At 68.3% G+C, this 25936-nt stretch carries 22 protein-coding genes; 10 read left to right on the top strand and 12 right to left on the bottom strand.

From position 1 onward, the window contains the following. Nucleotides 1-6: 6 nt before the first annotated feature. Entirely contained in the window at nt 7-198 is a 192-nt protein-coding gene (locus tag H0B56_RS13355) for a ferredoxin (protein ID WP_180893345.1), read from the bottom strand. An 18-nt stretch (nt 199-216) separates the two neighbouring features. Continuing rightward, complete coding sequence (locus H0B56_RS13350) at nt 217-1488, bottom strand: cytochrome P450 (protein ID WP_180893344.1); 1272 nt, start codon at nt 1486-1488, stop codon at nt 217-219. A gap of 164 nt (nt 1489-1652) precedes the next feature. On the opposite strand from H0B56_RS13350, the gene H0B56_RS13345 reads away from it, so the two are divergent. After that, on the top strand, nt 1653-2300 hold the full coding sequence (locus H0B56_RS13345; RefSeq protein WP_180893343.1) for a TetR/AcrR family transcriptional regulator: 648 nt from the start codon (nt 1653-1655) through the stop codon (nt 2298-2300). Between the two features lie 27 nt (nt 2301-2327). On the opposite strand, the gene H0B56_RS13340 is transcribed toward H0B56_RS13345, so the two are convergent. After that, entirely contained in the window at nt 2328-2996 is a 669-nt protein-coding gene (locus tag H0B56_RS13340; RefSeq protein ID WP_343063883.1) for a response regulator, read from the bottom strand. Between the two features lie 67 nt (nt 2997-3063). Here H0B56_RS13340 and H0B56_RS13335 point away from each other — a divergent pair, with 67 nt between their 5' ends. From H0B56_RS13335 to H0B56_RS13325, 3 genes are all read left to right on the top strand, one after another. After that, nucleotides 3064-4368 carry a sensor histidine kinase gene (locus tag H0B56_RS13335; RefSeq protein ID WP_219632703.1) on the top strand — a complete coding sequence of 435 codons (1305 nt, stop codon included), beginning with the start codon at nt 3064-3066 and terminating at the stop codon, nt 4366-4368. 119 nt (nt 4369-4487) lie between these two features. Beyond that, nucleotides 4488-5468, top strand: coding sequence for a R2-like ligand-binding oxidase (locus H0B56_RS13330; protein WP_180893341.1), 981 nt, complete (start codon nt 4488-4490; stop codon nt 5466-5468). A 35-nt stretch (nt 5469-5503) separates the two neighbouring features. Further along, nucleotides 5504-7549 (top strand): fatty acid desaturase, encoded by a 2046-nt coding sequence (locus H0B56_RS13325; protein WP_180893340.1) that lies wholly within the window; start codon nt 5504-5506, stop codon nt 7547-7549. Nucleotides 7550-7780: 231 nt separating this feature from the next. Here H0B56_RS13325 and H0B56_RS13320 read toward each other — a convergent pair whose 3' ends face one another. The 9 genes from H0B56_RS13320 to H0B56_RS13280 form a co-directional block, all read right to left on the bottom strand. Continuing rightward, the gene (locus H0B56_RS13320) at nt 7781-9583 is read right to left on the bottom strand and encodes an FAD-dependent oxidoreductase (protein ID WP_180893339.1); all 1803 of its coding nucleotides are present in this window, start codon (nt 9581-9583) and stop codon (nt 7781-7783) included. A gap of 238 nt (nt 9584-9821) precedes the next feature. After that, on the bottom strand, nt 9822-11381 hold the full coding sequence (locus H0B56_RS13315; RefSeq protein ID WP_180893338.1) for a long-chain-fatty-acid--CoA ligase: 1560 nt from the start codon (nt 11379-11381) through the stop codon (nt 9822-9824). A gap of 38 nt (nt 11382-11419) precedes the next feature. Next, a complete protein-coding gene (locus H0B56_RS13310; protein ID WP_180893337.1) occupies nt 11420-11938 on the bottom strand; it encodes an SDR family NAD(P)-dependent oxidoreductase in 519 nt (172 codons plus the stop codon). After that, complete coding sequence (locus tag H0B56_RS13305; RefSeq protein WP_180893336.1) at nt 11935-13167, bottom strand: acyl-CoA dehydrogenase family protein; 1233 nt, start codon at nt 13165-13167, stop codon at nt 11935-11937. Before H0B56_RS13305 ends, H0B56_RS13310 begins: the two co-directional genes overlap by 4 nt. A gap of 114 nt (nt 13168-13281) precedes the next feature. Beyond that, nucleotides 13282-14631 carry a flavin monoamine oxidase family protein gene (locus H0B56_RS13300; RefSeq protein ID WP_219632702.1) on the bottom strand — a complete coding sequence of 450 codons (1350 nt, stop codon included), beginning with the start codon at nt 14629-14631 and terminating at the stop codon, nt 13282-13284. 212 nt (nt 14632-14843) lie between these two features. Further along, nucleotides 14844-16208 carry a flavin monoamine oxidase family protein gene (locus H0B56_RS13295; protein WP_343063882.1) on the bottom strand — a complete coding sequence of 455 codons (1365 nt, stop codon included), beginning with the start codon at nt 16206-16208 and terminating at the stop codon, nt 14844-14846. Between the two features lie 5 nt (nt 16209-16213). Beyond that, nucleotides 16214-16591, bottom strand: a complete 378-nt coding sequence (locus tag H0B56_RS13290) for a hotdog domain-containing protein (RefSeq protein ID WP_180893335.1) — start codon at nt 16589-16591, stop codon at nt 16214-16216. After that, complete coding sequence (locus tag H0B56_RS13285; protein WP_180893334.1) at nt 16588-18252, bottom strand: flavin-containing monooxygenase; 1665 nt, start codon at nt 18250-18252, stop codon at nt 16588-16590. The genes H0B56_RS13290 and H0B56_RS13285 overlap by 4 nt, the downstream gene beginning before the upstream one ends. 119 nt (nt 18253-18371) lie before the next feature. Continuing rightward, entirely contained in the window at nt 18372-19358 is a 987-nt protein-coding gene (locus tag H0B56_RS13280; RefSeq protein WP_180893333.1) for an alpha/beta hydrolase, read from the bottom strand. 168 nt (nt 19359-19526) lie between these two features. Here H0B56_RS13280 and H0B56_RS13275 point away from each other — a divergent pair, with 168 nt between their 5' ends. From H0B56_RS13275 to H0B56_RS13250, 6 genes are read left to right on the top strand one after another with little or no spacing between them, the layout of a single operon-like run. Continuing rightward, nucleotides 19527-20189 carry a hypothetical protein gene (locus H0B56_RS13275; RefSeq protein ID WP_180893332.1) on the top strand — a complete coding sequence of 221 codons (663 nt, stop codon included), beginning with the start codon at nt 19527-19529 and terminating at the stop codon, nt 20187-20189. Beyond that, nucleotides 20182-21549, top strand: coding sequence for a glutamine synthetase family protein (locus H0B56_RS13270; protein WP_180893331.1), 1368 nt, complete (start codon nt 20182-20184; stop codon nt 21547-21549). Before H0B56_RS13275 ends, H0B56_RS13270 begins: the two co-directional genes overlap by 8 nt. Further along, nucleotides 21546-22355: a gamma-glutamyl-gamma-aminobutyrate hydrolase family protein gene (locus tag H0B56_RS13265; protein WP_343063881.1), complete on the top strand. Its 810-nt coding sequence runs from the start codon at nt 21546-21548 to the stop codon at nt 22353-22355. Before H0B56_RS13270 ends, H0B56_RS13265 begins: the two co-directional genes overlap by 4 nt. Further along, nucleotides 22352-23983, top strand: a complete 1632-nt coding sequence (locus H0B56_RS13260) for a class I adenylate-forming enzyme family protein (protein ID WP_180893329.1) — start codon at nt 22352-22354, stop codon at nt 23981-23983. Before H0B56_RS13265 ends, H0B56_RS13260 begins: the two co-directional genes overlap by 4 nt. Nucleotides 23984-23985: 2 nt before the next feature. Further along, the gene (locus H0B56_RS22895; protein ID WP_180893328.1) at nt 23986-24759 is read left to right on the top strand and encodes an enoyl-CoA hydratase/isomerase family protein; all 774 of its coding nucleotides are present in this window, start codon (nt 23986-23988) and stop codon (nt 24757-24759) included. 57 nt (nt 24760-24816) lie between these two features. Then, nucleotides 24817-25926: a Zn-dependent alcohol dehydrogenase gene (locus H0B56_RS13250; RefSeq protein WP_180893327.1), complete on the top strand. Its 1110-nt coding sequence runs from the start codon at nt 24817-24819 to the stop codon at nt 25924-25926. The last annotated feature ends 10 nt before the right edge of the window (nt 25927-25936 follow it).

Below are 25936 nucleotides of genomic sequence, written 5' to 3'. Positions count from 1 at the left end.
CGCCCCTCAGCCTTCCAGGCGCAGCGCCTGTGTCGGGCACTGGTCGCAGGCGTCCTGGAGGTCCTCACGCATGTCCTCGGTCAGCTCCTCGGTGATCAGGTGCGCGACGCCGTCGTCACCGACCTCGAACACGTCCTCCCTGATGGCTTCGCAGACACCGTGGCCGGTGCACTTGTCCTCATCGATGTGGATCTTCATGGTTGTCACCTCGGCCGGTCAGCGTTGCGGGGTGAAGGTGCACGGCATGCGCTTGATGCCGTGGATGAAGTTCGCGTTGAGCAGGTCGGGCTCGCCTGCCTGGATGTCCGGCAGCCGGTGCAGCAGCTCGTCGAAGAGCACCCGCAGCTGGGTGCGTGCGAGCTGGTTGCCAAGGCAGTGGTGAATACCGTTGCCGCCGAAGCCCACGTGCGGGTTCGGGTCCCGGCTCAGGTCGAACTCGTTCGGCCGGTCGAAGACGGTCTCGTCGCGGTTGGCCGAGGAGTAGAACAGGATCACCTTCTCGCCGCTGCGGATCGTCTGCCCGCCGAACTCGATGTCCCGTGCCGCGGTGCGGCGGAAGGTCATGATCGGCGTGGCCCAGCGGACGAACTCCTCGACGGCCCCGGTGATGCGCCCGTCGAAGTCGGCCATCAGCCACGCGCGTTGCGCAGGGTGGTCGGTAAGAGCCTTCATCGCGTGGCTTGTGGACTGGCGGGTTGTGTCGTTGCCCGCGATGCACAGCAGCACGAAGAACGCGCCGATCTCGTCGTCGGTCAGTCTCGCTCCGTCGACCTCGGAGACGGCCAGCGCGGTGATCAGGTCGTCGCCCGGCTCGTCCCGCCGCTGCGCGGCCAGTCGTTTGGCCATGTCGTGCAGGTACCCGGCGGCCTCGAACAGCCGCTGCACGGGATCGCCCTCGCCGACCACATCCGGGTCGGACACCCCGGTCGGCATCGCGGCCTCGTGCGCGACCTTCTGCCGGTCCGCGTACGGGATGCCCATCATGTCGCAGATGTTGTGCATCGGCATCAGCGCGGCGCATTCGGCGACGAAGTCCGCCTCACCCTTGGGTGCCAGGTCATCGACGATCATTCGCGCGTTGGCCCGGATCCGGTCCTCGATGCGCTTCATCTGCTTCGGGGTGAAGGCCTTGCTGATCAGCCTGCGCAGCTTGCTGTGCCGCGGCGGGTCCATCGCGATGATCGACTGGCCCGCCTCCAGCAGCTCCGGCGGCAGCGACTCCATCAGGATGCCCTCCCCGGAGATGAGGTCCTCGTGTCGCTTGGTCGCCTCGACAAGGTCCGCGTGGCGCACGATCGCCCAGAACCCGGTGTCGTTCGGGTCGGTGAACAGCAGGTCCTCCAGCGGCCGGTGCCAGGAGACCGGTCGCTTCGCGCGCAGCTCGGCGAACGCCGTCTCCCGCTCGGTGTCGGTGCCTGCCCAGAAGGCCCGGGACGACAGGTCGACAGGGTCGTACGGGCGAGGTGATTCGTTGGTGGGTCGCGACATGGCATCTCCCGGTTCGAGTAGGCGGGGCGGTGGTGACAAATACTACGCCGTGTTGGACAACCTTACAATATTTAAATTTTGTCAGGCACCAAGTCAGTGTCAAGGATTTGTTAGGCTGCGGAGGTGGGTGACGATGTGGGGCGTCCGGCACGGAGGAGGTAGTGATGGCTCAGGCGTCAACCGCGTACCGGATCCGGGATGCGGTGCGGCGGCAGCTCCGCGACACCGTGCTCGACGAGGCGCGGCGGCTGACGATCGAGCTGGGCTGGGCCCGCGTCCGCATGGGGCGCCTTGCCGAGAACGTGGGGATCAGCAGGCAGACCCTCTACACGGAGTTCGACTCCAAGGACCACCTCGGCCAGGAGGTCGTGTCGAGGGAGGCCGATCACGTCCTGCAGGGCGTTGCGGAGCAGTTCGAGCGGCATCCCGACGACCTCGGCAGCGCCATAGCCGCCATGGTGACCCACGTGCTCCGCGAAGCCGAGACGAACTCGCTCATCAGGGCCGTCCTGGACAGCGCGCGCGGCGGGGAGAACTCGTTGCTGCCCCTGCTGACCACCCGCTCCGACGCGATCATGAGCGCGGCGGCAGGGGTGGTCGGGCGTTTCGTCGAGGCGCACCACCCGGAGCTCGAGCAACGCGAGCTGGCCGTGACGGTGGACGCGATCGTCCGCATGACCGTGAGCCACATGCTGTTCCCTGTCGAGCCGGCCGAGGAGACGGGCGCTCGGGTCGCAGAGCTCGCGATCCGCAACGTCCACGGCGCCCTGTCACGGGCAGGCGCCGACGCAGGCGGTCCGGCCGCGCGCTGACCGCCGTCAGGGCTGGAGCGGGCCTGGTCACCGGATCTGCGGTGACGACTCCTGCTCCAGTAGGCCGAACTGCCCGGCGAGCCCGGCCGCCTCGATGCGGTTGGCGGCGCCGATCTTGTTCAGCAAGCCGGCGACCATGCGTTTGGCGCTACGATCCGATACGAACATCCTGCGGGCGAGCTCCGTGGTCTCCAGGCCGCCTGCCACCAGCTTCCACAGGTGAATCTCCTGACGCGACAGCCGGTCGACCAGGTCTTGCGGGGGTTTGCGCGAAGCATCGACGAGGGTGTGCACGAGCCGTTCGTCGAAGACACCGAATCCGTCCGCGAGAGCCAGCAGCGGCGCGACAAGCACTTCCGGGTCGGCCGACTTGGGAAGGTAGCCGTGCGCGCCTGCCCGCACGGCTTCTTCTGCGAGCTCGAGGTCGTCGGTACCGGACAGCGCGAGGATCCGCGTGTCGGGCGAGCGGGTACGGATCTGGCGGATCGCCGCACTGCCACCGAGCGGGGGCATCGCGAGGTCGACGATCGCCACATCCGCCCGGCAGTCGGCCGCGAGCGTAGCCGCCTCCTCGACGCGCGTGGTGCGGCCCGCGACCTCGAACCGGTCACCGGCCTCCGTCGACAGCAGCAGCGCCAGGCCCTGACCGAACAGGCCGTGGTCATCCACGATGACGATGCGCAGCGGATCGTTCACTGCGGTAGTGTGCCATGCCCGGTTGCCGGGTGCGACACTGCTCGGCCGGGAAAGGAGGTCGGTCCGCATGAGCCACGGCGGCGGCTCCACCCCGCACGTCCTGGACGAGGACGGGAATCTCGCCCCGGTCGAGCGGGTGATCGTCTCGATCCGGCTCGCCATCGTGCTGTCGGTCATCGTGCCGTTCGTCGCCGGTGTCGATCCGACGCGCAACCACCCGATCCCGACGGCCGTCCTGCTGTCGGCGGCGCTGGGCTACGCGCTCGTGCTGATGTTCCGGCCGCACTGGGAACGGCCCGGTAGTGCGGCCCCGCTCGTCGTGACCTCGGTGGACGGGGCCCTGACCCTGGGGCTCATCGCTCTCACCGGTGGTGCCACGAGCCCGGCCGTGGCCATCCTGTTCCTGGCCGTCACCGCCGCGGCGACACGATTGAACCTCTGGCTGGCGATCGGGCTGGCCACGGTGCTCGGCACCGGGTACCTCGTGGTCGCGTTGCTCATCGACGCGGACGAAGTACCGCTGGAGCAGCGGCTGGTCGCAGGCGTGTGGTGGCCGCTCTACCTGCTGTTCATGGCCGTGTTCGGGGGCAGCCTCGCCCTGTACGCGGAGCGTGCGCACGCGGCGAGGGCCGCCGCCAACGCGGAAGCCCTCGCCGAGCATTTCGCCGCCGAGGAGGAACGTGATCTCCGCGCCCGGTTGCTCGAGGCCTACAGCGCGCAACACGACGGGTTGCGCGCCATCCTGCACGACTTCCGCACGCCGGTGTCCTCGCTGCGCGCGCTGAGTGCCCAGCTCGGCGATCCACGCGGGCGGCTCGACCAGGAGCAGCGCGCCACGGCGCAGCGCCTGGTCGCCGAGCACGCCGAGCACCTGTCGACCATGCTCGACGCGCTCTCCGACGTGACCGCCAGCAAGAGCCCGACGCAGCCCGCGGGCCAGCCGCGTACGGTCGGGTTGCACGAGCTGCTGCTCGCCTCGAGCGACGCGGCCGGGCTGCACCCGCCGCGACTGCGGTTGAACGTGACCCCACCGGACGCGGTCGTGCGGATCGACACCCAGCGAATCCGCCGCGTGTTGACCAATCTGATCGACAATGCCGCACGGCACGGCGAAGGCGAACCCGTCGAGGTATCGGCCACCGTCGACCCGACGGAGGTGCGATTCGATGTGCTCGACCGTGGGCCCGGTCTTGCGCCCGAACAGCTGGAAGCGGTGAAGCGTAAGGACGTATCGCTCGGTGAGGCCTCTGGCGGTACCGGACTCGGCCTGTGGATCGTCGAGCAGATCGTCCAGGCCATGCGTGGCGGGCTCGACCTCGCTGTGCGTCCGGGCGGCGGACTCGCCGCGACCGTACGTGTCCCGTTGCACTGAACCGGCAGGCGCACGACCTGGCACCGGAGGGCCAGTACGGGCCCCTGCGGCCCGCGCGGCACGAGTACGACCCCGCCGATACTGCCGGTAGCAACTGCCCGCCGACAGTGGAGATGCCGATGACCACGAACCGCGTGATCGAGCACGGAAGCCGCGCCGGGTTCGGCAGCCTGGCCTCGGGCGGGCTCCGGATGGACTCGTTTCCGATGAAGCTTCTCCAGAAGGGCAACGACAAGTTCTGGCACCCCGCCGGCATCGACTTCAGCAAGGACGCGGCCGACTTCGCCGCGATGTCGCCGGACGAGAAGCAGCTGACGTGCACCATGGCCGCGCATTTCATGGCGGGGGAGGAGTCGGTCGCCCAGGACCTGCAGCCGTTCCTGAGCGCGATGGCCGCGGAGGGCCGCCTTGCCGACGAGGCCTACCTGACGCAGTTCCTGTTCGAGGAAGCCAAGCACATGCAGTCGTTCCGGATGTGGTTCGACGCCGTCGGGCTGACCGAGGACCTGCATCCCTACGTGGACTACAGCGAGCCCTACCGCACGATCTTCTACGAGGAGCTGCCCGCGTCGCTGTACGCGCTCTCGGCCGATCCCTCGCCTGCCGCCCAGATCCGGGCCTCGGTGACCTACAACCACATCGTGGAGGGAACGCTCGCGCTGACCGGCTACTTCGCCTGGGCGAAGATGTGCAACAGCACGGGCATCCTGCCGGGCATGCAGGAGATCATCAAGCGTATCGGTGACGACGAGCGCCGCCACATGGCCTGGGGTACGTTCACCTGCCGCCGGCACGTCGCCGCGGACGACGCCAACTGGGATGTGGTGGACGCGCGGATGCAGGAGCTGATCCAGCCCTCGCTCGCGCTGATCTCCCGGATCTTCGACCAGTTCCCGGACGGCGTTCCCTTCGGGATCGATCTCGACGAGATGACCGAGTACGCCATGGACAAGGTCACCAGGAGGTTGAAGGCGATCGAGAGCGCGCGTGGGCGCGACGTCGCCGATATCGACGAGGACTACACGCCGATGCGGCTGGAGGACACCTTCGCCGAGGAGGATGCCGAGGTGACGGGCCGGGCGGTGGCTTCGGCCCGTTGACCAACTCCCGCAAGGCCGTCGACGAGGAGCTGACAGTGACGACATCCGTGGAACAACGTCCGGTGCTCAGTGAGGCCGAGTCCAGGGCCGTGCGCCGCGGTGTCCCCGACCCCGGGATACCGGTCCCGCGCGTGTCGGTGCCGACACTGCTGCTCTACCTCGCCTCGCTCCTGTTGTGGTGCGTGGCAACCTGGTCGGTACTGGGCGCCGGCGTCTCGGCGTGGGTCACCGTACCGATGCACGCCGCGGTCACCTTCCTCATGTTCACGGTGCTCCACGAGGCGTCGCACCACGCCGCGGGCCGGTACTCCCGGGTCAACGAGGCGCTCGGGCGCATGTCCGCGCCCTTCGTGGCGGGTTTCGCGAGTTTCCCTGCGTTCCGGTTCGTCCACATCGAGCACCACAGGAACACCAACGAGCATCGCAGTATCGACCCGGACGCCTGGACGAGTCACGGCCCTGTCTGGCAGCTACCGTTGCGCTGGGCCACCCAGGATCTCTACTACATCTGGTTCTGGGCCCCGCGTATCCGGCGGCGGCCGCGGGCCGAGGTGGTCGAGACGGTGGCGCTGGCGGCAGCGACCATCGGGGTCATCACCTGGTCGGTTCTCGGGGGCTGGTTCTGGTCGCTCGCGGTGATCTACCTGATCCCGCAACGCTTCGGGGCGATGGTGCTCGCGTGGTGGTTCGACTGGCTGCCGCATCACGGGCTCACGGCGACCGAGTCGCAGAACCGATTCCGTGCCACCCGGGTCCGGGTAGGACTCGAGTGGCTGCTGACGCCGTTGATGCTGTACCAGAACTACCATCTGGTGCACCACCTGCACCCTGCCATCCCGTTCTACCGGTACATCCGGGCGTGGCGGTGCAACGAGGACGCCTACGTGTCCAGGGACTCGGCGATCATCACGGCCTGGGGCAAGGAGCTGAGCGCGAGTGAGTACCGTGCCTGGCGCAAGCTGGCCGACTCGTTCTACACCGAGTCCGCCTCGGACCCTGCCGAGGCCGGTCGCATTCACCGGCTGCGTGTCTCCGAGGTGCGCTCGCTGACCGAGGACAGCGTCGCCATCAGTTTCGAGCTGCCTGCCGAGTTGCGCGAGCAGTTCCGGTTCGTGCCGGGCCAGCACATGACCGTCCATGTCGACGTCGACGGGACCACGTACCGCCGGACGTACTCCATCTGCACGTCGGCGACATCGGACCTGCTCAGGATCGCGGTCAAGAGGGTTCCGGGCGGCACCGTCTCGACCTACCTCACGCAGCGACTGCGTGCCGGTGACCGCATCGGGGTTCAGGAACCGTCCGGCCGCTTCACACTGCGCCCGGACGGTGGCGCGCGGCGCCACTATGTCGGGGTGGTCGCCGGTAGCGGGATCACCCCGGTCATCTCGATGCTCTCCACGGCGCTGCTCGTGGAGGAGGACAGCCGGTTCACGCTGATCTACGGCAACCGCGACCCGGACAACACCATGTTCCTCGACGAACTGCGGATGCTGGAACGCCGGTTCGAGGGCAGGTTGCGCGTCGTGCACCACTTCAGCGGGTGGAGCAGCGAGGCTGCCGAACGACAGCGTGACGATGGCGAGACGAGCGTCGCGGGGCGGATCGAGCCGAGTGAGCTCACCCGACTGACCGGTGATCCCCTGGCGGTCGACGGGTGGTACCTGTGCGGGCCGCAGTCGCTTGTCCAGGACGTGCGTGCCGCGCTGCGCAACGACGACGTCGACTCCGACCGTATCCACATCGAGCTGTTCCACCCCGAGCGCGCTACGAACGCCGCGCCGCAGGCCGTGCAGACCGCGGTCGATGCCACGGTCGCGGCGACGGTGCGGGGCCGGCGGGTGGTGTTCCGGGTCGAGGGCGACCGTACGGTGCTCGACGCCGCGCTGCACAACAACGTCGACGCGCCGTACGCGTGCAGGGGTGGGGCCTGCGGCACATGCCGTGCCCGGCTCGTGCAGGGCACCGTCGATATGGAGCAGAACCTCGTGCTCGGCGATCGCGAGGTCGCCGAGGGGTACGTCCTGACCTGCCAGTCGTACCCCACCGCCGCGCAGATCGTTGTCGACTACGACGCGTGACCGTGAGCACGCGGACCAGGTCGCCACGCCGTCGGTGTGTCGCGTCGGCGGTGTGGCCCGTACGGGTCGTCAGGAGGTGGCCTGCGGGCCGGTTGCTCCGGCCTGGACCGTGTGATCGGGTACACGCCACCGGAACGGCGATGCAGTGGTGCGGGGCGCATGCTGCGGCGAGCCGTCCCGGCGGGGCGACGACGTCGGCGGCGATCGGGACTGTCGGTTGAACGGTCTCACTCAGACCGGATGTCCGGCCGACCCACCGAGCTTCTCGACCGTCTTCTGGAGTTCCTCCAGATGGTTGTCGCGGATCTCGCCTGGTGTGGCGTCGTACTCGAGGCAGAGCTTGGCTGCGGCTGCCGTGGCGATCGCGTGCTGGCCACCGTTGCCCATGAACTTGGTGACAGATCCGGCGATGTGGGTCACGCTGATGTGCTTTCCGGCCATCATCAGATTGTCGAGGTCGGCCGAGTACAGGCACCGGAACGGCACCTCGAAGGGCCTTTCGTCGCGGGTGTCCCACTTCCAGTCCCGCAGGCGGAAGTCGTACTTCTCGTGGCCCGGGTAGTGCAGGCAGAACGCGCCGGAGTTCCAGGCGACCGTGTCGTTGAACCTGCGGTGTTCGCGGATGTCGTTCTCGGTCAGGACATGGGCACCCTTGTACCGACGGAACTCGCCTTGTCCGGGGACGAACGCAACCCAGTCGAGTGCGAGATTCGCATAGGTCTCGGGTTCGAGGGTCTTGACATTGGAGAACGTGCCGTACACCGCCCGTAAGAGGTGGTCACGGATGTGCTCGGCGTCGGTGTACGGGTCGAGGTCGTGACCGTACTCCCAGAAGTGGGTAAACGGCTTGAGCATGCGCCGGGGGATGCTCGGGTCATGGGTTCGGGCCGGCCCGGCGACCGGTCCTGCAACGTTGTCGACGCCAGGGCGTTCGAGCTGTCCGCCGAGGTTGGCGTAGTCCTGGGCGACCTCGACTGCCCACGGAACGTCGGGGAAGTCGGACGGGTGGTCCAGTTCCCGGGTCCGGAAGAACAAGGTGTTTCCGTGGTGCGACTCGAAACGCTCCTCGGGAGCGAGTGGCTCGTTGAACTCGGCTCGGCTCTCGTATCCGAACATGGTCTCGGCGCCGGCGAGCAGGCCGCGGATCGCGGTGCCCGTGCAGTCGATGAACGTCGCCCCACGGAATCGGGTCTCGCGTCCGGAGCGGGCGTCGCGGGCGTCGACCGAGACGATCCGGTCACCGTTACGGGCGACGTCGAAGATCTGGTGCTCGAGGAACACCGACACGGTCGGTTCCGCACGCAGGAGATCGAGAGCCGTGAGATCGCCGTCCTCGGACCGCGCGGACAGTGCCTTGATGAGGGGACCCCTCTCTCCTCGGGGAGTGAGTCCGATCTCGGTGCTCGCGTTGCCGCCCAGGACCGGGCGGTTCTGGATGAGGGCGACCGTCAGGCCGAGACGTCCTGCTGCCAGCGCGGCCGCAGCGCCGGTGACGCCACCGCCGGCGACCACCAGGTCGAACGATCCGCCGTCGACCGGATGGTCCGGCAGCCCGCGGAGCTGACGTCGCCAGGCACGAGTGTCGGGATCGATCCCGTTGGGTGGTTCGGTGTCGCTGGTGGTCAGGTAGATGGCATCACATCGACCATCGAACCCGGTCAGGTCCGTGAGGGTGATCGTGGCTCGGCCTTCAGCGAGGTCGATCCGGCCGGCATTCTCCCAGCTCCAGTCGCTACCGTTCGCGCCGAACTCGACCGGCAGCCGCTCGCCGTTGACCGAGACGGCGAACCGGCCGGGATGGTGGGAGGGCACCCAATCCTTGGCACGCACCCATACGCGATAGGAGCCGGCCTGCTCGACGTCGATCGACGTGGTGGCATCGGCGACGGGGACACCCAGACCGTGAGCCAGAAGGTACGGCGACCCCATCTCCATCTCGAACTGAGAGTCCAGCGTCCACCCACCGAAGTCCTCGAACTCCTCGGCCTCGACGAGGATGTGATGGCCAGCGGCCACGGGCTGATTCCCTGTCATCGGGCTCTCCTTCGCGTGCGGCTCACGCCTCGTCTGTGGGGTAACGCGTCTGCACCGGGGTGTTGCCGGTCCGACCGGCACGCCCAGGCGGGCCCCGGCCAACGCGAGTTCGAGGTTGTCGCCTGCGACCCGGAGGTCACAGCCGGCGACGATCTCCGCAGGAGCTCGACGCCGTGCTCGCGACGCTCACGCAGCAAGCTCATGCGCCCGAGGCCGGCGGAGTGGTCGTTGACGTGCTTCACGCCAGCTCGCGCTTGAGGACCTTCCCGGTGGCGGTCATCGGCAGCGAGTCGACGAGCTCGACGATGCGGGGGTACTTGTAGGACGCCATCTGCTCCTTGGCCCAGGCGATGAGCTGGTCGGTGGTGCGGGAGGAGCCGGGTTGGAGGATGACGAAGGCCTTGACCTCCTCGCCATGGGTGTCGTGGGGGACGCCGACGACGGCGGCGAGGCTGACGTCCGGGTGGGTCATGAGGATCTCTTCGACCTCCCGCGGGTAGACGTTGAAGCCGCCCCGGATGATGAGATCCTTCGACCGGTCGACAATGTAGTAGTAGCCGTCCTCGTCGCGTCGTGCGAGGTCGCCGGTGCGGAACCAGCCGTTCGCGTCGATGACCTCGGCGGTCGCGTCGGGGCGCTTGTAGTAGCCCTTCATCACGTTGTGTCCCTTGATGGCGATCTCGCCGATCGCGTCCGGGGACCATTCGATCTCGGCCCAGGATTCCGGCTCGATGAGCGTCATCTCGACGCCGGGGATGGGCTTGCCGATGGAGCCGGGGCGCGGTGGTTCGCCGTACGGCGCGAACGAGGCCACGGGGGAGGTCTCGGAAAGGCCGTAGCCCTCCGAGATCGAGACGCCGAACCGCTTCTCGACCTCACGGTGAATCTCGGCAGGGAGCGAGGCGCCACCGGCGATCGCCATCCGGAGGTTCCGCCCGAGGGTCTCCATGTCGGTGTCCTGCTGGAGTGCGCCGAGCAGACCCCAGTACATCGTCGGGACGCCGGCGAAGACCGTTACCGACTCCTTCAGCATGGCGTCGATCGCGGGGCCCGGTTCGAAGCGGGGCAACATCACCACGGTGCCACCGAAGGCGAAGCCGGCGTTCTGGATGACGGTCTGGCCAAAGGAGTGGAAGAGCGGCAGCACGCACAAGTAGGTGTCCGGCCGGCTTGCGTCGCAGCCGAACAGCTCCCTGCTGGCCAGCGCGTTGTCGCGCATGTTGCGGTGGCGCAGCTCGGCGCCCTTGGGCTGGCCGGTGGTGCCGGAGGTGTAGAGGATGACCGCGGTGTCGTCCTGGTCGGTGGCCACCGTCTCGAAGGTCGCGGGCTGGTTCGCCACGGCCTGGCCGAAGGTCTCCGTTCCCTCGATCTGTGAGGATCCGGCCGGGTCACCCGTGACGACCAGGAACTCCGTGCAGGTTCCGACCTGGTCGAATCCGGCCTTGGCCTCGGATCCGATCGGCAGTTCCGCGGTGCCTTCGAAGGCGAACAGCGCCTTCGCGTCGGAGTCCTGGAGGTGATAGGCGACCTCGCGGCCCTTGAGCAGCACGTTCAGCGGTACGACGACGGCACCGGCCTTGAGGATGCCGTAATAGACGATCGGGAAGTACGGCAGGTTCGGGCACATCAGGGCGACCTTGTCGCCGGGCTCGATCCCGCGCTGTACGAGCAGGTTCGCGACCTGGTTCGCGGCTCCGTCGACTTGGGCGTACGTCAGGCGGGTCGCGCCCAGCACGATGGCATCGCGATCGGGGTAGGTGCGGGCCGAGTCCTCGAGCAGGATCGACAGGTTCAGCATGGTGACTCCCTCGTGGTCTTCGTGGTGGAGGTCGCTGGTCATCGGGGTGGGTCGACGAAGATGTCGTATTCGAGGTCTCTCGTGCCGCCGTAGGGTGTGAGGTCGGTGGTTCCGGCGTCGCGGAGCACCTCCACGTCGAGGTAGGTGTTGCCGGTGCATTCGCGTGCGGGTTGTTGGAGGATCGTGGTGGCGGCGTCGGCGACGATCTGGTGTGTGCGTGATCTGTCCGTCGCGGCGTCGCCACCGAGGATGTTCTTCACGGCGTCGGTGGCGATGTAGGTTTCGGGCCACAGGCAGTTGGCGGCGATGCCGTGTTCGATCGCGCGCTGTACGGATGCCTCGTCGCGTACGTCCCCGACGACGGCGAGTGCACTGCCGCCCGCGGCCTCGATCTCCGCGGCTGCGGTGTGGATGGTGCCGGACAAGCGGGGATCCGGCGTGTCGGTTTTGGCCAGCAGGATCAGGTTGGCGCCGTGGCGGGCGGCGGCGACGGCGATCGCCAGGCCGACGCCGCGGCTGCCGCCGGACATGAGCAGGGTGCGGCCTGCGAGGTTCATCCGGTGATGCCCTTGCCGAAGATGTTCCGTGCGATGATCCATTTCTGGATCTCGTTGGTGCCTTCGTAGATCTCGCCGATCTTGCTGTCGCGGTAGATGGCCTCGACCGGTCCCGGTGTGCTGTCGGCGCTGAGTTCGCGGGCGAAGCCGAGCCCACCGAAGGCCTGGACGGCGTCGCGGGCCATGTCGACCGCCAGCCGGCTTCCGTATTGCTTCGCCATGGCGGCTTCCGGTTCGGGGAAGGTCTCGCCGGCGTCGCGGCGCAGCGCGGCCTTGAGGTAGAGGGTGCGGGCGTTGTCGATCTCCGTGGCGCGGTCGGCAAGCAGGAACTGCCAGTGCTGGTTGGCGGCCAGTTTCCGTCCGAACGCCTCCCGGGTGGACAGGTGCGCGACAGCGTGGTCGAACGCGGCCTGGGCCATGCCGACACCGGCCGCGGCGATGCCGATGCGGCCGAGCGTGAGCGTGGCGAGCGCGTGGCGGAGTCCGTGTCCGGGCTGGCCGCCGAGCAGGGCGTCGTTGTCCAGCTCGACGTCGTCGAACCACACGTCGGCGGTGAGCTGGCCGCGGTTGCCCATTTTCTGGTCGGGCTCGCCGACGCGCACTCCGGGCAGTGAGGTGTCGACGATGAACATCGACAGCTTCTCGCCGGTGCGGGCGAGGGTGACGACGAAGCCGGCGACCGGGGAGTTGGAGATCCAGCGTTTGCGGCCGGTGAGGACCCACCTGTCGCCGTGCTGGACGGCGACGGTCTGCACCGCGTGCGGGCTCAGGTCGGAGGAGGCCTCCGGCTCGGTGGTGGCGAAGGCACCGACCAGCGACCCGTCAGCCACAGGTCGCAGCCAGCGCTGTTGCTGTGCGGGGGTGCCGTGGGTCAGCGCGTTGCCGGCCAGGATGCCGTGCACGTCGAACACCGCCGCGATGCTGCTGGAGTAGTAGGCCAGCTCCTCGATCGCGGCGGCCGTCGCCGTGACCGGGTGCGCCAGGCCGTCCCCACCCATCTCGGACCCGTAGGGCACCCGGAACAGGCCCGCGGAGGCAAGGCCGTCGAAGACGTCCCGCGGGAAGCCGTCGACGCGCTCGTCCCCGCCGGCGATCCGGCGCGCGGCAGGGGCGACGACCTCGGCGGCGACCTTGCGCACCCGGTCGCGCACCTCCAGCGTCTCGGTGGGAGAGAGAAGATCGTGGTACAGCCGATCCGCCTGACGGGCGGGATCCTGTGAGGCGGTCATGATCACCTTTCCTTGTTGTGCGGGGACAGGCTCGCCAGAACCTGTCCGGGTAACGACGTTCGTGATCGAGGCGGGTGTCCCGACCGTGCGGCCGGGGCACCCGCTGTCGCGAGGTCAGAGCACATCGCGGACCTCATTGGCGGCGCGCTCGCCGGCGCTGACCGCCGCTTCCATGTAGCCCTCGTAGAAGATCCCGGTCTCCGTGCCTGCCCAGTGGACGCGGCCGACCGGCTCACGCGCGGCGTTCGTGTAACGGGTCAGCGTGCCGGGCGCGCGTGTGCTGACGCAGCCCTGGATCCACGGCTCGTCCACCCAGGACTTCTCGAGGTAACGAACCGGGTTCGCCGCCTTGGACCCGAACAGCGTCGTCAGATCGTCGAGGAACGCGGCGCGACGGGCCGCGCGGTTGTCGAGGAGTTTGTCGCTCCACTTGAGACCGTCTCCTGAGCCTGCGGTACCCATGAACGTCACCAGAATCCCGATGCTGCCGTCGGGTGGCGAGTTGTCGGAGACGTATGGTGTGGTCGGCAGGTCCGTGAGCGCCTGGCCGCTGAAACCGTCGTCGCGCCAAAACGGCTTGTCGTAGACCGCGAACAGCTTGTTCTCGGTGCCGTTGCGCCACTTGCGCTGCAGTGCCGCCCGGCGGACAGGAAGCCCCGGAGTGAAGCGGATACGCTCGGCATCCGCCGGTGCCATGGCGACGATCACCTGTCGGCACCGCACCTCGGCGCGCGCTGACTTCACGGTCACGCCGCCGTCCTCCTGGCCGATCTCGGTGACCGGCGAGCCGAGCACGACCCGTTCGCCGAGCTGCTCGGCCATCCGCAGCGAGATCAGCTGCGAGCCGCCGACGATGCGCGACTCCTGGGATCCGCCGGTCGTGTTGAACATGTGCTCGATACCCCCGGATGACCCGATCGCGTGCAGTGCCCGGAGGAACGAAGTCTCGTGCGGATCCTCGGCGAAGATGATGGTGAATCCCAATGTGAACAGCCATTTGGCCTCGGCGCTGACGGAGTTCGCGTCGAGCCATCCGCCGAAGGTCATGCCGTCCCACGTCAGGGCGTCACTCGCGGTCCACGGCGCATCGGCGGGGACGGTCGAGGCCATTTCCTCCAGCCTTGTTTGCAGCTGCACGAAGTCGGCCAGCGCGTCCGGTCCGAGCGGTGGGACCGTCCCGGTGTAGGTCTGCCGGTTTCCGTTGCGCAGGTAGACCGACTTGCCGTCGACGTAGGTCTTGAACGTCGAGAGGCCGAGTTCGTCGATGAGGCCGAGGACGCGGTCCTGGCCCGGCCCGACCCATTCCCCGCCGCCCTCGGTGACCACGCCGTCCGCGACGTCGAGGTCGAGTGTCCGGCCGCCGACCCGATCGTTGGCCTCCAGCACCAGCACCGACGAGACTCCGGACTGGACGAGCCTGCGGGCCGCGGTGAGACCGGAAATCCCAGCTCCGATGACGACCACGTCCGCACTCCTGCTCCCGGGCACTGCCTCGGCGGCGGGAGTTCGTCCCAGCGTCAGGCCCGCGGCCATTCCGCCGCCGGCCGCCAGTGCCCCGCGTCGCGATATCCTTTGACTGCGATGCGCTGTATTCCCCACGAGTCGTCTCCCTAAGGTTGATTGCGTCCGGGTTGGCTGCCTGGAGTGTCTGTGTCACTCCGTTGTTCTGCGGGCGCTCAGCCGCGCGGGGACAGGCTCGCCAGGACCTGTCGGGCGGCCTGCTGACCTGAGTTGGCCGCGTCGGCGAGGGAGGGCATGTCGAGCTGGTAGTCGCCGGCCAGGTGGATGGGGCCGAGGTGCTGGCGCAGTGTTGGCAGCGACGCGCGTCCGCGGGGTGGCCAGAACGGCACGACCCGGTGGTGACGTCGGATGATCCCCTCGTCGAGTTTCCCCTCGAGTTCGGGGTAGAGCGCGAGGAGGTCTGTGGTGAAGCGGGCGATGATCTCGTCGTCGGTGAGCTCGAACAGGTTGTCGGCTTCTGCGCCGCCGGCGAAGCAGGCCAGCGCGCCACCGGGCTTGCGGGTGTTGCCGCGGCGCTGGGCCGCGGCGTGGTTGAACATCGCCTGGAACGACAGCTGCGGCGTCGACACCGCGAGGTAGTCGTCCCACCGCTGGGGACCCTCCTCGTGGGTGAAGAAGCCGACTACGACGTACCGGCCGTAGTGAATATCGTCGAACGCCGCCCGGTACTCATGTGGGAGGCCGGGCATGATGCGCACGGCCACGTCGCCGGGAACGGTCACGATCGCCCGGCGGGCGCGTATCCGCGCCGGTCCGTTCTCCTCCTCGTAGTCCACGACGACACCGTCCTCGGTCCACTCCACGGACGTCACCGGCGAGTTCAGCCGTAACCGATCGTCGAGGTCGGCGGCCAGGATGTCGGTGAGGGTCTGGTTTCCCCCATCCGGCAGGGAGAAGTTCGGTACCTTCGCCGGGTCGGTCAGCAGGATGCCCATCGAGATGACGAACTGGGTGGCGGCGGTCTCCTCCGGCTCGCATCCCATCCACTGCCCGGACCAGGACCGGACCATGGCCCGAGCGAGCGTGGACCTCACGCCGCGCAGCACGAAGTCGGCGCGTCGAGCGTCGAGTTTCGCCCGTACCCGCTGCGCCAGGCGGTTGTCCGGGTCCATCTCCAGGAACGGCACGGCAGCGAGGATGCGGGCGCCGACTGCTGCCAGCCCGAGCCGGTCCAGCAAGCTCATCCGGGAGCGAAGCATCAGGCCGAACGGGTTCGAGGTGTCGACCTCCTTTCCGTCCAGCGCGAGGGCCACCTTCTTGCCCTCCAGCGTTCCCATCGGGATCTGGTGGCGATGCAGAGCATCGATCAGTGGCCCGGTTCCCTCGGTGAACTGGGTGCCGAGATTGATCCAGTAGTCGCCCTGGCGAACCGACTCCACGCGCCCCCCGGCACGGCCGGCGGCCTCGAGCACGACGACGTCCCGATCGGACAGGGTGCTCGCCGCCGTCAACCCCGCCATGCCAGCACCGACCACGACGATCTCGCGGTTCTCCTCGCGCACCTCTCCCTGGACATCCACGCTGATCAGCTCCTGTTGATGTGGTCTGCGGGGACGACACCCGTCCCTCGGGCCCGAGTGGCGACGATGGGCTCGGCGAGCACCTCGGCCCGGCCCGTCTCGTCCAGAGATCGGCAGATGACGCGCAGCTCGAAGTCGATCGTGCGACTCCGGTTGCCCGTGGCCGCGAGGCGCGCCTCGACCTCGATGACGTCTCCACCTCGGACCGCAGCGAGGAACTCGACCGAGGAGTACCCGGCGAAGAGGCTCTCGTGGCCGTCGCCGATGATCGCCAAGTGGGTTCCGGCATCACCGAACAACTTCAGGCTGTACGCGCCGTCGACGAGGTTGCCGGCGTAGTGGGCATCGGAGTAGGCGACGTAGCGCTGGTGGACGACTTTCATTCGATCTCCTCATCGATACGGCCGATCCCGGGGGCAATGGCCTGCCCGCCGATCTTGACGCCGGGGTAGCCTCGCTTGGCGATCTCGGTGCACATACGGCGGTACTTGCCGACGCCGCCGACATAGCCGAGGAAGGTGGTCGGCTTGCCGGCCACGTTGGAGCCGCGGTACCAGGAGTCGGTCGTCGCGAAGAGCGTCTGGTCGACCGTGGCCTCGGTGATGGTCACCCAGTCGTCCTGGGCCTCGGTGGTGGGTTCGATGACCTCACCGCCTTCGGCCTTGGCATGGGTGATCAGGTCGCTGATCCAGTCGACCGCCTGCTCGATGGTCATGACGACGTTGCTCACCAGCGCGGGGCTCTGGGGGCCGGCGATCATGAAGAAGTTGGGGAATCCGGCGGTCATGACTCCCAGGTAGGTGCGCACGCCGTCACTCCAGGCGTCCTGCAGCCTGCCGGCCTCGGGCGTGGTGACGTTGAGCGCGAACAGCGGGCCCGTGAAAGCGTCGAACCCGATCGCCAGGACGATGGCGTCGACTTCGTAGGAACCACGCTCGGTGACGATGCTGTCGGAGGTCATGGTGGTGATCGGCTCTTCGCGTAGCGAGATGAGCGAGACGTTCTCCCGATTGAACGTCTCGTAGTAGTCGGTTCCGAAGCAGCTGCGCTTGGCACCCAGCGGGTGGAAGTGGGGTTCCAGCAGGGACGCGGTCCGCGGATCGTGGACGATTTCGCGGATCTTGTTGCGCATGAACTCCGCAGCGGTCTCGTTGGCCTTCGGATCGGTGAGGAGGTCGGCGAACTCCGCGCCGACACCGAGGAATCCGCTGCGTTCGTAGGCCCGCTCGTAGCGCTCCTGACGCTCCTCCTCGGAGACGTCGAAGGCGCAGTCGGTCACCGGACGGTCCGGGATACCGCCGGGGGAGTGCCGGCACTCCTCGCGGATGGCGGAGTAGTTCCTCTTGACCTCAGCGATCGTCTCCTCGTGCAGCGGACCGTTACGAGCGGGGAAGACGTAGTTGGGGGTGCGCTGGAACACCGTGAGCTGCTCGGCGACCTCGGCGATGAGCGGGATGCATTGCACGCCCGACGATCCCGTGCCGATGACTGCGACCCGCTTGCCGGCGAGGTCGTCGAGCGAGATGTTCCAGCGGCTCGTCGACACTGTCAGCCCGGCGAAGTTCTCCATGCCGGGAACGTCGACGTCCTTCGGCGTCGAGAGTCCGCCCGAGGCGGCCAGCAGGTAGCGACCACGCTGGGTGTCGCCGGAGTCGAGCGTCACCTCCCAGAGATGCTCGTCGGGAAGCCAGTTCGCCGCCACCACCTTGGTGTTGAACCGGAAGAGCCTACGAAGGTCGAAGCGGTCGGCGACGTGGTTGATGTAGCTCAGGATCTCTGGCTGTGGGGCGAAACGCTCGCTCCACGTCCACTCCTGCTGGAGCTCCTCGCTGAACGAGTACGAGTAGTAGATGCTTTCGACGTCGCAGCGCGCGCCGGGATAGGTGTTCCAGTACCACGTGCCGCCGACGTCGGGCGCGGCCTCGTATCCGGCGAACGTCCATCCCCGTTCGGCTGCCTGGTACGCGGCGTACAGGCCGGAGAAGCCGGCACCGACGCACAGGACGTCGACGATCGGGCTGGTGGAGGAGGTGGTGTCAGTCATGGTCGCTGCCTTCCCGTGGTCGATGCGTCGACAGATCACAGCCGAGATAGTCAACAGTCTGAGTCGTATGACCAAGAAGCTAAACGTCGGACTGTGCCTTCGTCAATGCCTGGTGGCCGTCAAGAAGTCGAGGTCGTCGTGCGGGGGGCGATGCCGCGCAGGTGCCGGACGACGTCATCGATGGCCGCTTCGGTTTTGGTGAAGACGCCGACCTCGGTGAAGAAGCCGTGGAACACGCCCGAGTGGCGAATGGCGGTAATGGGTACGCCGTCGCGTCGCAGTCGTTCGGCGTACGCCTCGGCGTCGTCGCGCAGCGGATCGACCTCGGCGGTGAGGATCAGGGCGGGCGGCAATCCATGGAGCGACTCCGCCTTCATGGGGGCTGCGTACTGGTCGGCGCGGCCCACGTGGCCGGGGCCGATGTACTGCTCCCAGAGCCAACGCGCATCGGCTGTGGTCAGCAGGGGGGCGTCGGCGAACTGGGTCCAGGACGGCGTGGAGAAGCGGTCGTCGACCGGGGGATAGACGAGGACTTGCGACACGGGGGTCGGGAGCCCGTGGTCCCTGAGGTGGAGGCAGAGTGCAGCGGCGAGGTTGCTGCCCGCGGAGTCGCCGCCGACGGCGATCATGTCCGGGTCGATGCCGCGATCAAGGGCTGACTCGCGAAGCCAGGCCAGCGTGTCGAGCGTGTCCTCGAGGGCCGACGGGTAGGGATGCTCCGGGGCGAGTCGGTACTGCAGCGAGAGGACCGCCCATCCCGATCGTGCGGCGACGGCTCGGCAGACCTCGTCCACTCCGTCGAGCGTTCCGAGAACGAACCCGCCGCCGTGCAGATACAGCAGCGCCGGCCGCGGGCCCGCGGCCGGCGAGCCGGGCGGGTGGTAGAGGCGTGCACGGACGTGTCCCGAACGGGTCGGCACGGCCACCGCCTCGACCCGGTCGAGTGGCGTCAACGGACGGTCGGACGGCGTGCTCGCCAACAGCTCGCGCGCCGCCCGGGCGCCGAGTTCGCGAACCGGCGTGGGCAATGCCTCCGCCATCGCCTGGGCGGCGAGCAGCGCGTCGGCGTCGAGGAGCTCCCAGCTCGATGGGATGGGCTCGGTCATGCGCGAAAACCTTTCCGGCGACGGGGCAAGGGCGGTGTTGACACGGTGCGATCCGTGCCGCACCATCATAGTCATGCGTTTGAGTCATCTGACTAAGTAACGCCGGAGCTGTTCGAGAGGGGGCGCGAACTCCTCGCGTGAGCTCGCGAAAGTCGAAAGGACCGAGGAATGACCGAAACCATGACGGCCCCCACGCCGACAGCTGCGGGCGCCGCAGACGTCGACGTCAGGATCGAGGACGATGCGAGTCCCATCGTTCGGATGATCGGCCGCACGCTGCGCGACTCCGCCCGGGCGGGGCACGCCCTCGACGCTTTGCACACTTCGTCCGGCACCGTTGCGATTCGCTCTCACGACACGCCCCAGGCCGCGACGATCAGCTTCGGCGACAACGGAATCGACGTGTCCAGCGGCGTGCGGATCGAGCCGGACGCCGCCATCACCGTCGACCTCAACGCGCGCTTCGCGCCGACGGAGGATCCCTCTGGTGACGCCGACCTGGCACGGGGAGTCCTGCGGGCGCTCACGCCGCCGCTTCCCGGCTGGCGTGAGGCCGCTCAGCAATTCTGGGATGCGACACGATCCATCGCGGGGATTCCCGACGTGTTGATCGCGGTCACCGAAGGGCCCGACGGCGTCGAGCAGATCGTGCTCGGCGACGGCGCCACTCAGTACCTGATGGCCTCGGACCCCGACACGCTCGCCGGAGTGTTCTCCGGCGCGGACGATCTCATCGCTGTTCTGTTCTCCGGTGCCTTGGGGATCCAGGGCACCCTTTCCCAGTTGTCGGTGATGACCGGCGCCTCCTGGAAGGTTCGTTACGATGCCTGAACTCACCACCACCAGCGCACCGCTCCGCGACTCCGGCCCGCGAGCCGTCCGGCTCGAGGCGACGAATCATGAGGGGTGCTTCCTCGGCAAGAACGTCTCGCCCAAGAAGTTCGCCGCGGGCAAGGACGCGGGGTTCGCCTTCGCGGATCTCCTGTTCGGACTCGACCTCGGCAACCTTCCCGTCTTCGGTTCCGCCTTCCCCGCCTGGCGCGGCCACCTGGACGACGTCTACTTCCGTCCCGACATGTCGACTCTGATCGAATGGAAGCCGGGGCTGGACTCGGTGATCGGTGACTACTGGCTCAAGGACGGCACGCCGGTCCCGATCTGTCCGCGCAACCTGCTGCGGCAGATGGTCGAGCGGCTGGCTGCGCACGGATTCACCGCGACCGTTGCGGTCGAGATCGAGGCCGCCGTCTTCGAGGAGTCCATTCACGAAGCTCGTGCTCGCGGGTATCGCAACCTGAGCCCGTTGGGCGGAAACGCCGGCACGGCGTACCACCTGGCGAAGTCGGCGGACTGGATCGACTACATGAACGCCGTGGCCGACCGTCTCGACGAGGTCGGCATCGAGTGGGAGGCCTTCAGCGACGAGGATGCCGCCGGCCAGGTCGAGATCAACCTCGCACCGGGCGACCCGATCAAGGTCGGTGACGCCTGGGCGCGGACCCGCCAGATCATGCGCGAGGTCGCGTTCGAGCGCGGGCACTGCGTGACCTTCATGGCCAAGCCAACGGCCGGTTACGGCCAGGCCTCCCACATCAACCTCTCGCTGCAGCGCGATGGCGACAACGCGTTCTATGCCGAGGACGGGCCGTCGGAGACGATGCTGCACGCCATCGGTGGGCTGCTGGCGACGATCGAGGGCAACACCTCGATCGTGCTGCCGCAGATCACCTCGTACCGGCGGCTGGTCGACTTGAGTGGGCCGCCCGTCACGATCAGCTGGGGGATCAGCAACAAGACCACCGCGGTGCGCGCCGTCTGTGGACACCCCAAGTACTCCCGCCTCGAGTACCGCCTCCCGGGCGCCGACGCCAACCTGTACCTCGCACTCGCCGGCGTGCTGGCCGGGGTCATCGGCGGCATGGAGCAGAAGATCGACCCGCCCGAGCAGGTCACCGACATGGCGTGGTGCATGCCGCCGGGCCTGGGCATCGAGCGGATCCCCGACAGCATCACGAAGGCCGCGGCGGCTCTGGACGCCGACCCGATCCTGCGCGAGCTGCTCGGCGACGAGTTCGTCGACTGCTGGATCGCGTCGCGCAAGTGGGAGTGGATGCAGTTCCACACCGCTGGCGGCGACCCGTTCGCCGAGCTCTCGGAATGGGAGTCGGCTCGCTACTTCGAGTTGCCGTGAACGTACGTGAGGAGGCCGCGACGGTGCGCCCGCTGATCGGCATCACGGGACGGCGATACCGGCTCAGTGTGCTCGAGGGAGCCGACGAGCGGTATGGCGACCGCTGCCTGGACAGCTACATGTCGGACTTCGCGACGCGGATCGCCGAGGCCGGTGGGCTTCCGGTGTACCTGTCGTACGACAGCGACGCGACGGACATGTGTCAGTGGCTGTCCGGGGTCGTGATCACCGGTGGACAGGACGTCCACCCGGCGTGCTGGGGCGGCGACACGAGCGTGGTCCGCGACATCGACCCCCGGACGGACCCGATGGCCCACGACCCTGCGCGGGACTCCTACGAGCTCGCGCTCGTACGCGCCGCGCTGGACCGCGGGATCCCTGTGCTGGGTGTCTGCCGGGGCATGCAGGTACTCAACGTCGCTCTCGGCGGCACGCTCATCGCCCACCTCGAGCCGGGCTCCGTGAGCCACCTGTCGGCCGAGGCCGCGCCAACGGACGGCACCACCGATCACCTCGTGACGTTCGAGAAGGGATCCCTCGCCGCCGAGCTGTTCGGCGAGCACGCGACGACCAACTCCTGGCACCACCAGGCTGTCGACCGCTGCGGCGCCGGCCTGGTCGTGACCGGGCGGACGAGCGACGGTGTGATCGAGTCGGTCGAGCTCGCAGGTGCTCCGGTCCTCGGAGTCCAGTGGCATCCGGAGTGGATGGAGAGCACTGACCCGACGCTGACGTGGGTCGTCCGGGCCGCTTCGCAGCAGCCGGCCGGACGTCGCGACACAGAGATGCAGAGGAGCGTGCGATGACTGCGAATGTGGCACGCGAGCAGGCCGGTCTCGCTCACTCGGGTACCGGGCCGGTCGTGAAGCCCGAACAGGCGGGCGATGACCCCGCCATCCCGACGCTGACCGAGCTGCTGGCGCAGCGCGCACAGGACTCACCGAATCGGGAGTTCCTCCGCTTCGGCGAGCGGTCATGGAGCTTCGCCGAGATCGACGACTGGACGTCCCGGCTTGCGCACCGGCTGATCGAGGTCGACGTCGTCCGGCCGGGCGACCGTGTCGCGGTCATGCTCCCGAACGTCGTGCACTGGCCGGTGGTGTGGCTCGCCGCGCTCAAGGCGGGCGCGGTCGCCGTACCGATCAACTGCTCCTACCAGCGGGCAGACCTCGACTTCGTCCTCCGCGATTCGGGGGCACGGGTCGTGTTCACCGACGCCGAGCGCTCGGGCCTGGTTGCCGACGTCGTCGCCGGTGAGGACGAGCTCGCCGACGTGCGGGTGGTCGACATCGCGGACGACGGGTCCGGTGCCTTCCCGGACACGGCCCCGAGTGTGCCGATCAACGCGGGCAGCCTGGCGAACCTGCAGTACACCTCGGGGACCACCGGCTACCCGAAGGCCTGCGTGCTGACCCAGGACTACTGGGTGCGGCTGGGCTGGATCTGCGCTGCGGCGACCGGTCTCGGCGCCGAGGATGTGCTCCTGACGGCACAGCCCTTCTCCTACATGGACCCGCAGTGGAACACCGCGCTCGCCCTCACGCTCGGCGCCCCGCTGGTCGTACTGCCCCGCTTCTCCGCGTCCACCTTCATGGCCGACGTACGCCGGCATCGCGCGACGTTCGTCTATGTCCTCGGATCGATGCCGACGCTGCTGTTCAAGCAGCCGCCTGCCCCCGACGACCGCGACAATGACCTCCGCATGGTGTTCTGCTCGGGTATCCCGGTCGGTCTTCATGCCCAGCTGGAGGAGCGCTGGGGTGCGCCGTGGCGCGAGGTCTACGGGATGACCGAGTCCGGGATCGACCTGTACAGCTCGTTCGGCGACGCCGACGCCGTGGGTAGCGGGAGCCTGGGGCACCCGGTGCCGACCAAGCAGGTTCGTGTCGTCGATCCCGACGGCTCCGAGGTGGCCGACGGTGAGTCGGGCGAGCTCGTCGTCGCGGGCAGGCCGATGATGAACGGGTACTGGAATCGGCCCGAGGACACCGCACGGGTGCTGCGCAGTGGCTGGCTGCACACCGGTGACGTCGTGGTCCGTCATCCCGAGCACGGCATCCGGCTGGTCGGGCGGATCAAGGACATGGTGCGACGCGGTGGCGAGAACGTCGCGAGCGTCGAGGTCGAAGCCGCCCTGGAACGAGACGACCTGGTGGTCTCGGCCGCCGTCGTCGCCGAACCCGACGGCATCCTCGGCGAGGAGGTCAAGGCCTTCGTCCAGCTGGCAACCGGCGTACCGGCCGATCGTGCGACGGCTGAGGAGATCGTCGAGCGGGCGGGCAAGGAGCTCGCCCGCTTCAAGGTGCCGCGCTACGTCGAGTTCGTTGCCGACTTCCCCCGCACCCCGTCCGAGCGCGTCAACAAGCCCGCCCTCAAGGCGCGCGCAGCAGACGATCCGGGCATCATCCACGACCTCGCCGCCCGAAGGAACTAGACATGCCGCATCGCACGTCCGAGACCGCGTTCCTCACCGTCGACACCATCAGGGACGTGGCAGTGCTGACGCTGAGCCGCCCCGAGAAGCTGAACGCCATGGACGTCGCCACCCGGTACCGGTTGGCGGCCGTCATCCGCGAGCTCGGCACCGGCGAGCGTGCGCGGGGGATCGTGCTGACCGGCGAGGGACGAGCGTTCTCGGCGGGGGAGGACCTCCAGAGCGCTCCATCCACGGACGCTGAGTTCCGTGAGGCATTCGAGAGCTTCCACGACATCACCCGGGCCATTCTCGGAACCCGGGTTCCCGTCGTCGCCGCGGTCAACGGACTCGCGGTCGGGGGAGCCTCGGAGATCACCCTGTGCTGCGACGCTCGCATCGGTACCCGAGCAACGGAGTACTACCAGCCGGAGAACGGCCGGGGCATCACGATCTCGAACGCGTCCAGCGTGCTGCTGCGGCGCGTCGTCGGGAACCACGCGATGCGCATGGTCCTCGGTTCCCCGCGCATCGGGGCCGACGAGGCCCTGCGGATCGGGCTCCTCGACGAGATCGTCGAGCCCGGGGTCCTCGTCGGCCGCGCCGTCGAGACCGTCATCGAGTGGACTCCCGAGGGAAACACGACAGCCCTCCACCTCGCTCTGCTGCGTCCGCAGGCCGAGGACGTCGAAGCGGCCTTCGCCCGTGAGGATCTCGCCGCCGGCAAGGCGTGGGAGAGCGGAGTCCTCAGTGCGGGGATCAAGGACTTCTGGTCCGACCGGGGCACCGGCGCGTAACCCTCGTGCCGGCCTCGTCACCACATTCAACAGACCAACGAGAGAAGACAGTCCGACATGATCGACACCACGGCCGCGGTACTGACCGCATTCAACGAGCCGCTCGAGCTGACCGCCATCCGGGTGGACGACCCGGAGCCGCATGAGGTGCGGGTCTCGGTCACGAACGTGGGGCTGTGCCACAGCGACCTGCACTACATGACCGGGACGGTGCCGACCGATCTGCCTGCCGTGCTCGGGCACGAGGTGGCGGGCGTGGTCGAGGCAGTCGGTTCGCAGGTCGAGGGGTTGCGCCCTGGTGACCGCGTGGTCGGCGCGCTGACTCCTTCCTGCGGCCGCTGCACCAATTGCGAGGCAGGTCACTCGACCCAGTGCCAGCGCCTGGCGGAGATCCGCCGCCGCACACGTCCGGCGTTCCAGACCACCGACGGCCTGCCGATCGAGCGGCTCGGTGCGATCGGTGCCTTCTCCCAGTACGTGCTCATGCGCGAGAACGCGCTCGTCAAGCTCCCCGACGACGTGCCGCTGCACGTCGGATGCCTCCTGGCCTGCTGCATCGTCACCGGCGTCGGCGCCGTCTTCCGCGGCGCTCAGGTGCGCCCGGGCAGCACGGTCGCGGTCATCGGTTGTGGCGGTGTCGGATCCGCCATCATCCAGGGCGCCAGGCTCGCCGGTGCCTCGGCCATCGTCGCCATCGACCTGGACGACGAACGGCTCAAGGCCGCGCGCGGCTACGGAGCCACCCACGTCATCAACGGCGGGGACGGCGACACGATCGCCGAACTCCACCGCCAGTTGGGTGAGGGGGTCGATTACTCCTTCGAAGCGGTTGGTTCGGCCCGTACCGCGGCGACGGCCGTGGCCTTACTGCGGCCGACGGGTACCGCGTGCCTTGTCGGGATCGCACCGGGTGGCACCGAGCTCAGCGTCCCGGCGTCGGACTTCTTCTTCGAGGAGAAACGGCTCATCGGCTCCTACCTGGGCTCGGGCCAGGCACGCGAGGACATCGTCCAGCTCGCACGCCTCTACCAGCAGGGACGACTGCTGCTCGACGAGATGGTTACGCGCGTCATCGGATTCGGTGAGATCAACGAGGGCTTCGAGGCGATGAAGTCCGGTGACGTGACCCGCATCGTCGCCGACCTCCAGTCGGCGACCGACGAATGAATCCAGAGGT

The sequence above is a fragment of the Haloechinothrix aidingensis genome (genome assembly GCF_013450155.1).
GTDB lineage: Bacteria > Actinomycetota > Actinomycetes > Mycobacteriales > Pseudonocardiaceae > Haloechinothrix > Haloechinothrix aidingensis.
The sequence above is the reverse complement of the archived record's forward strand: the minus strand, read 5'-3'. Positions and strand labels throughout refer to the sequence as shown.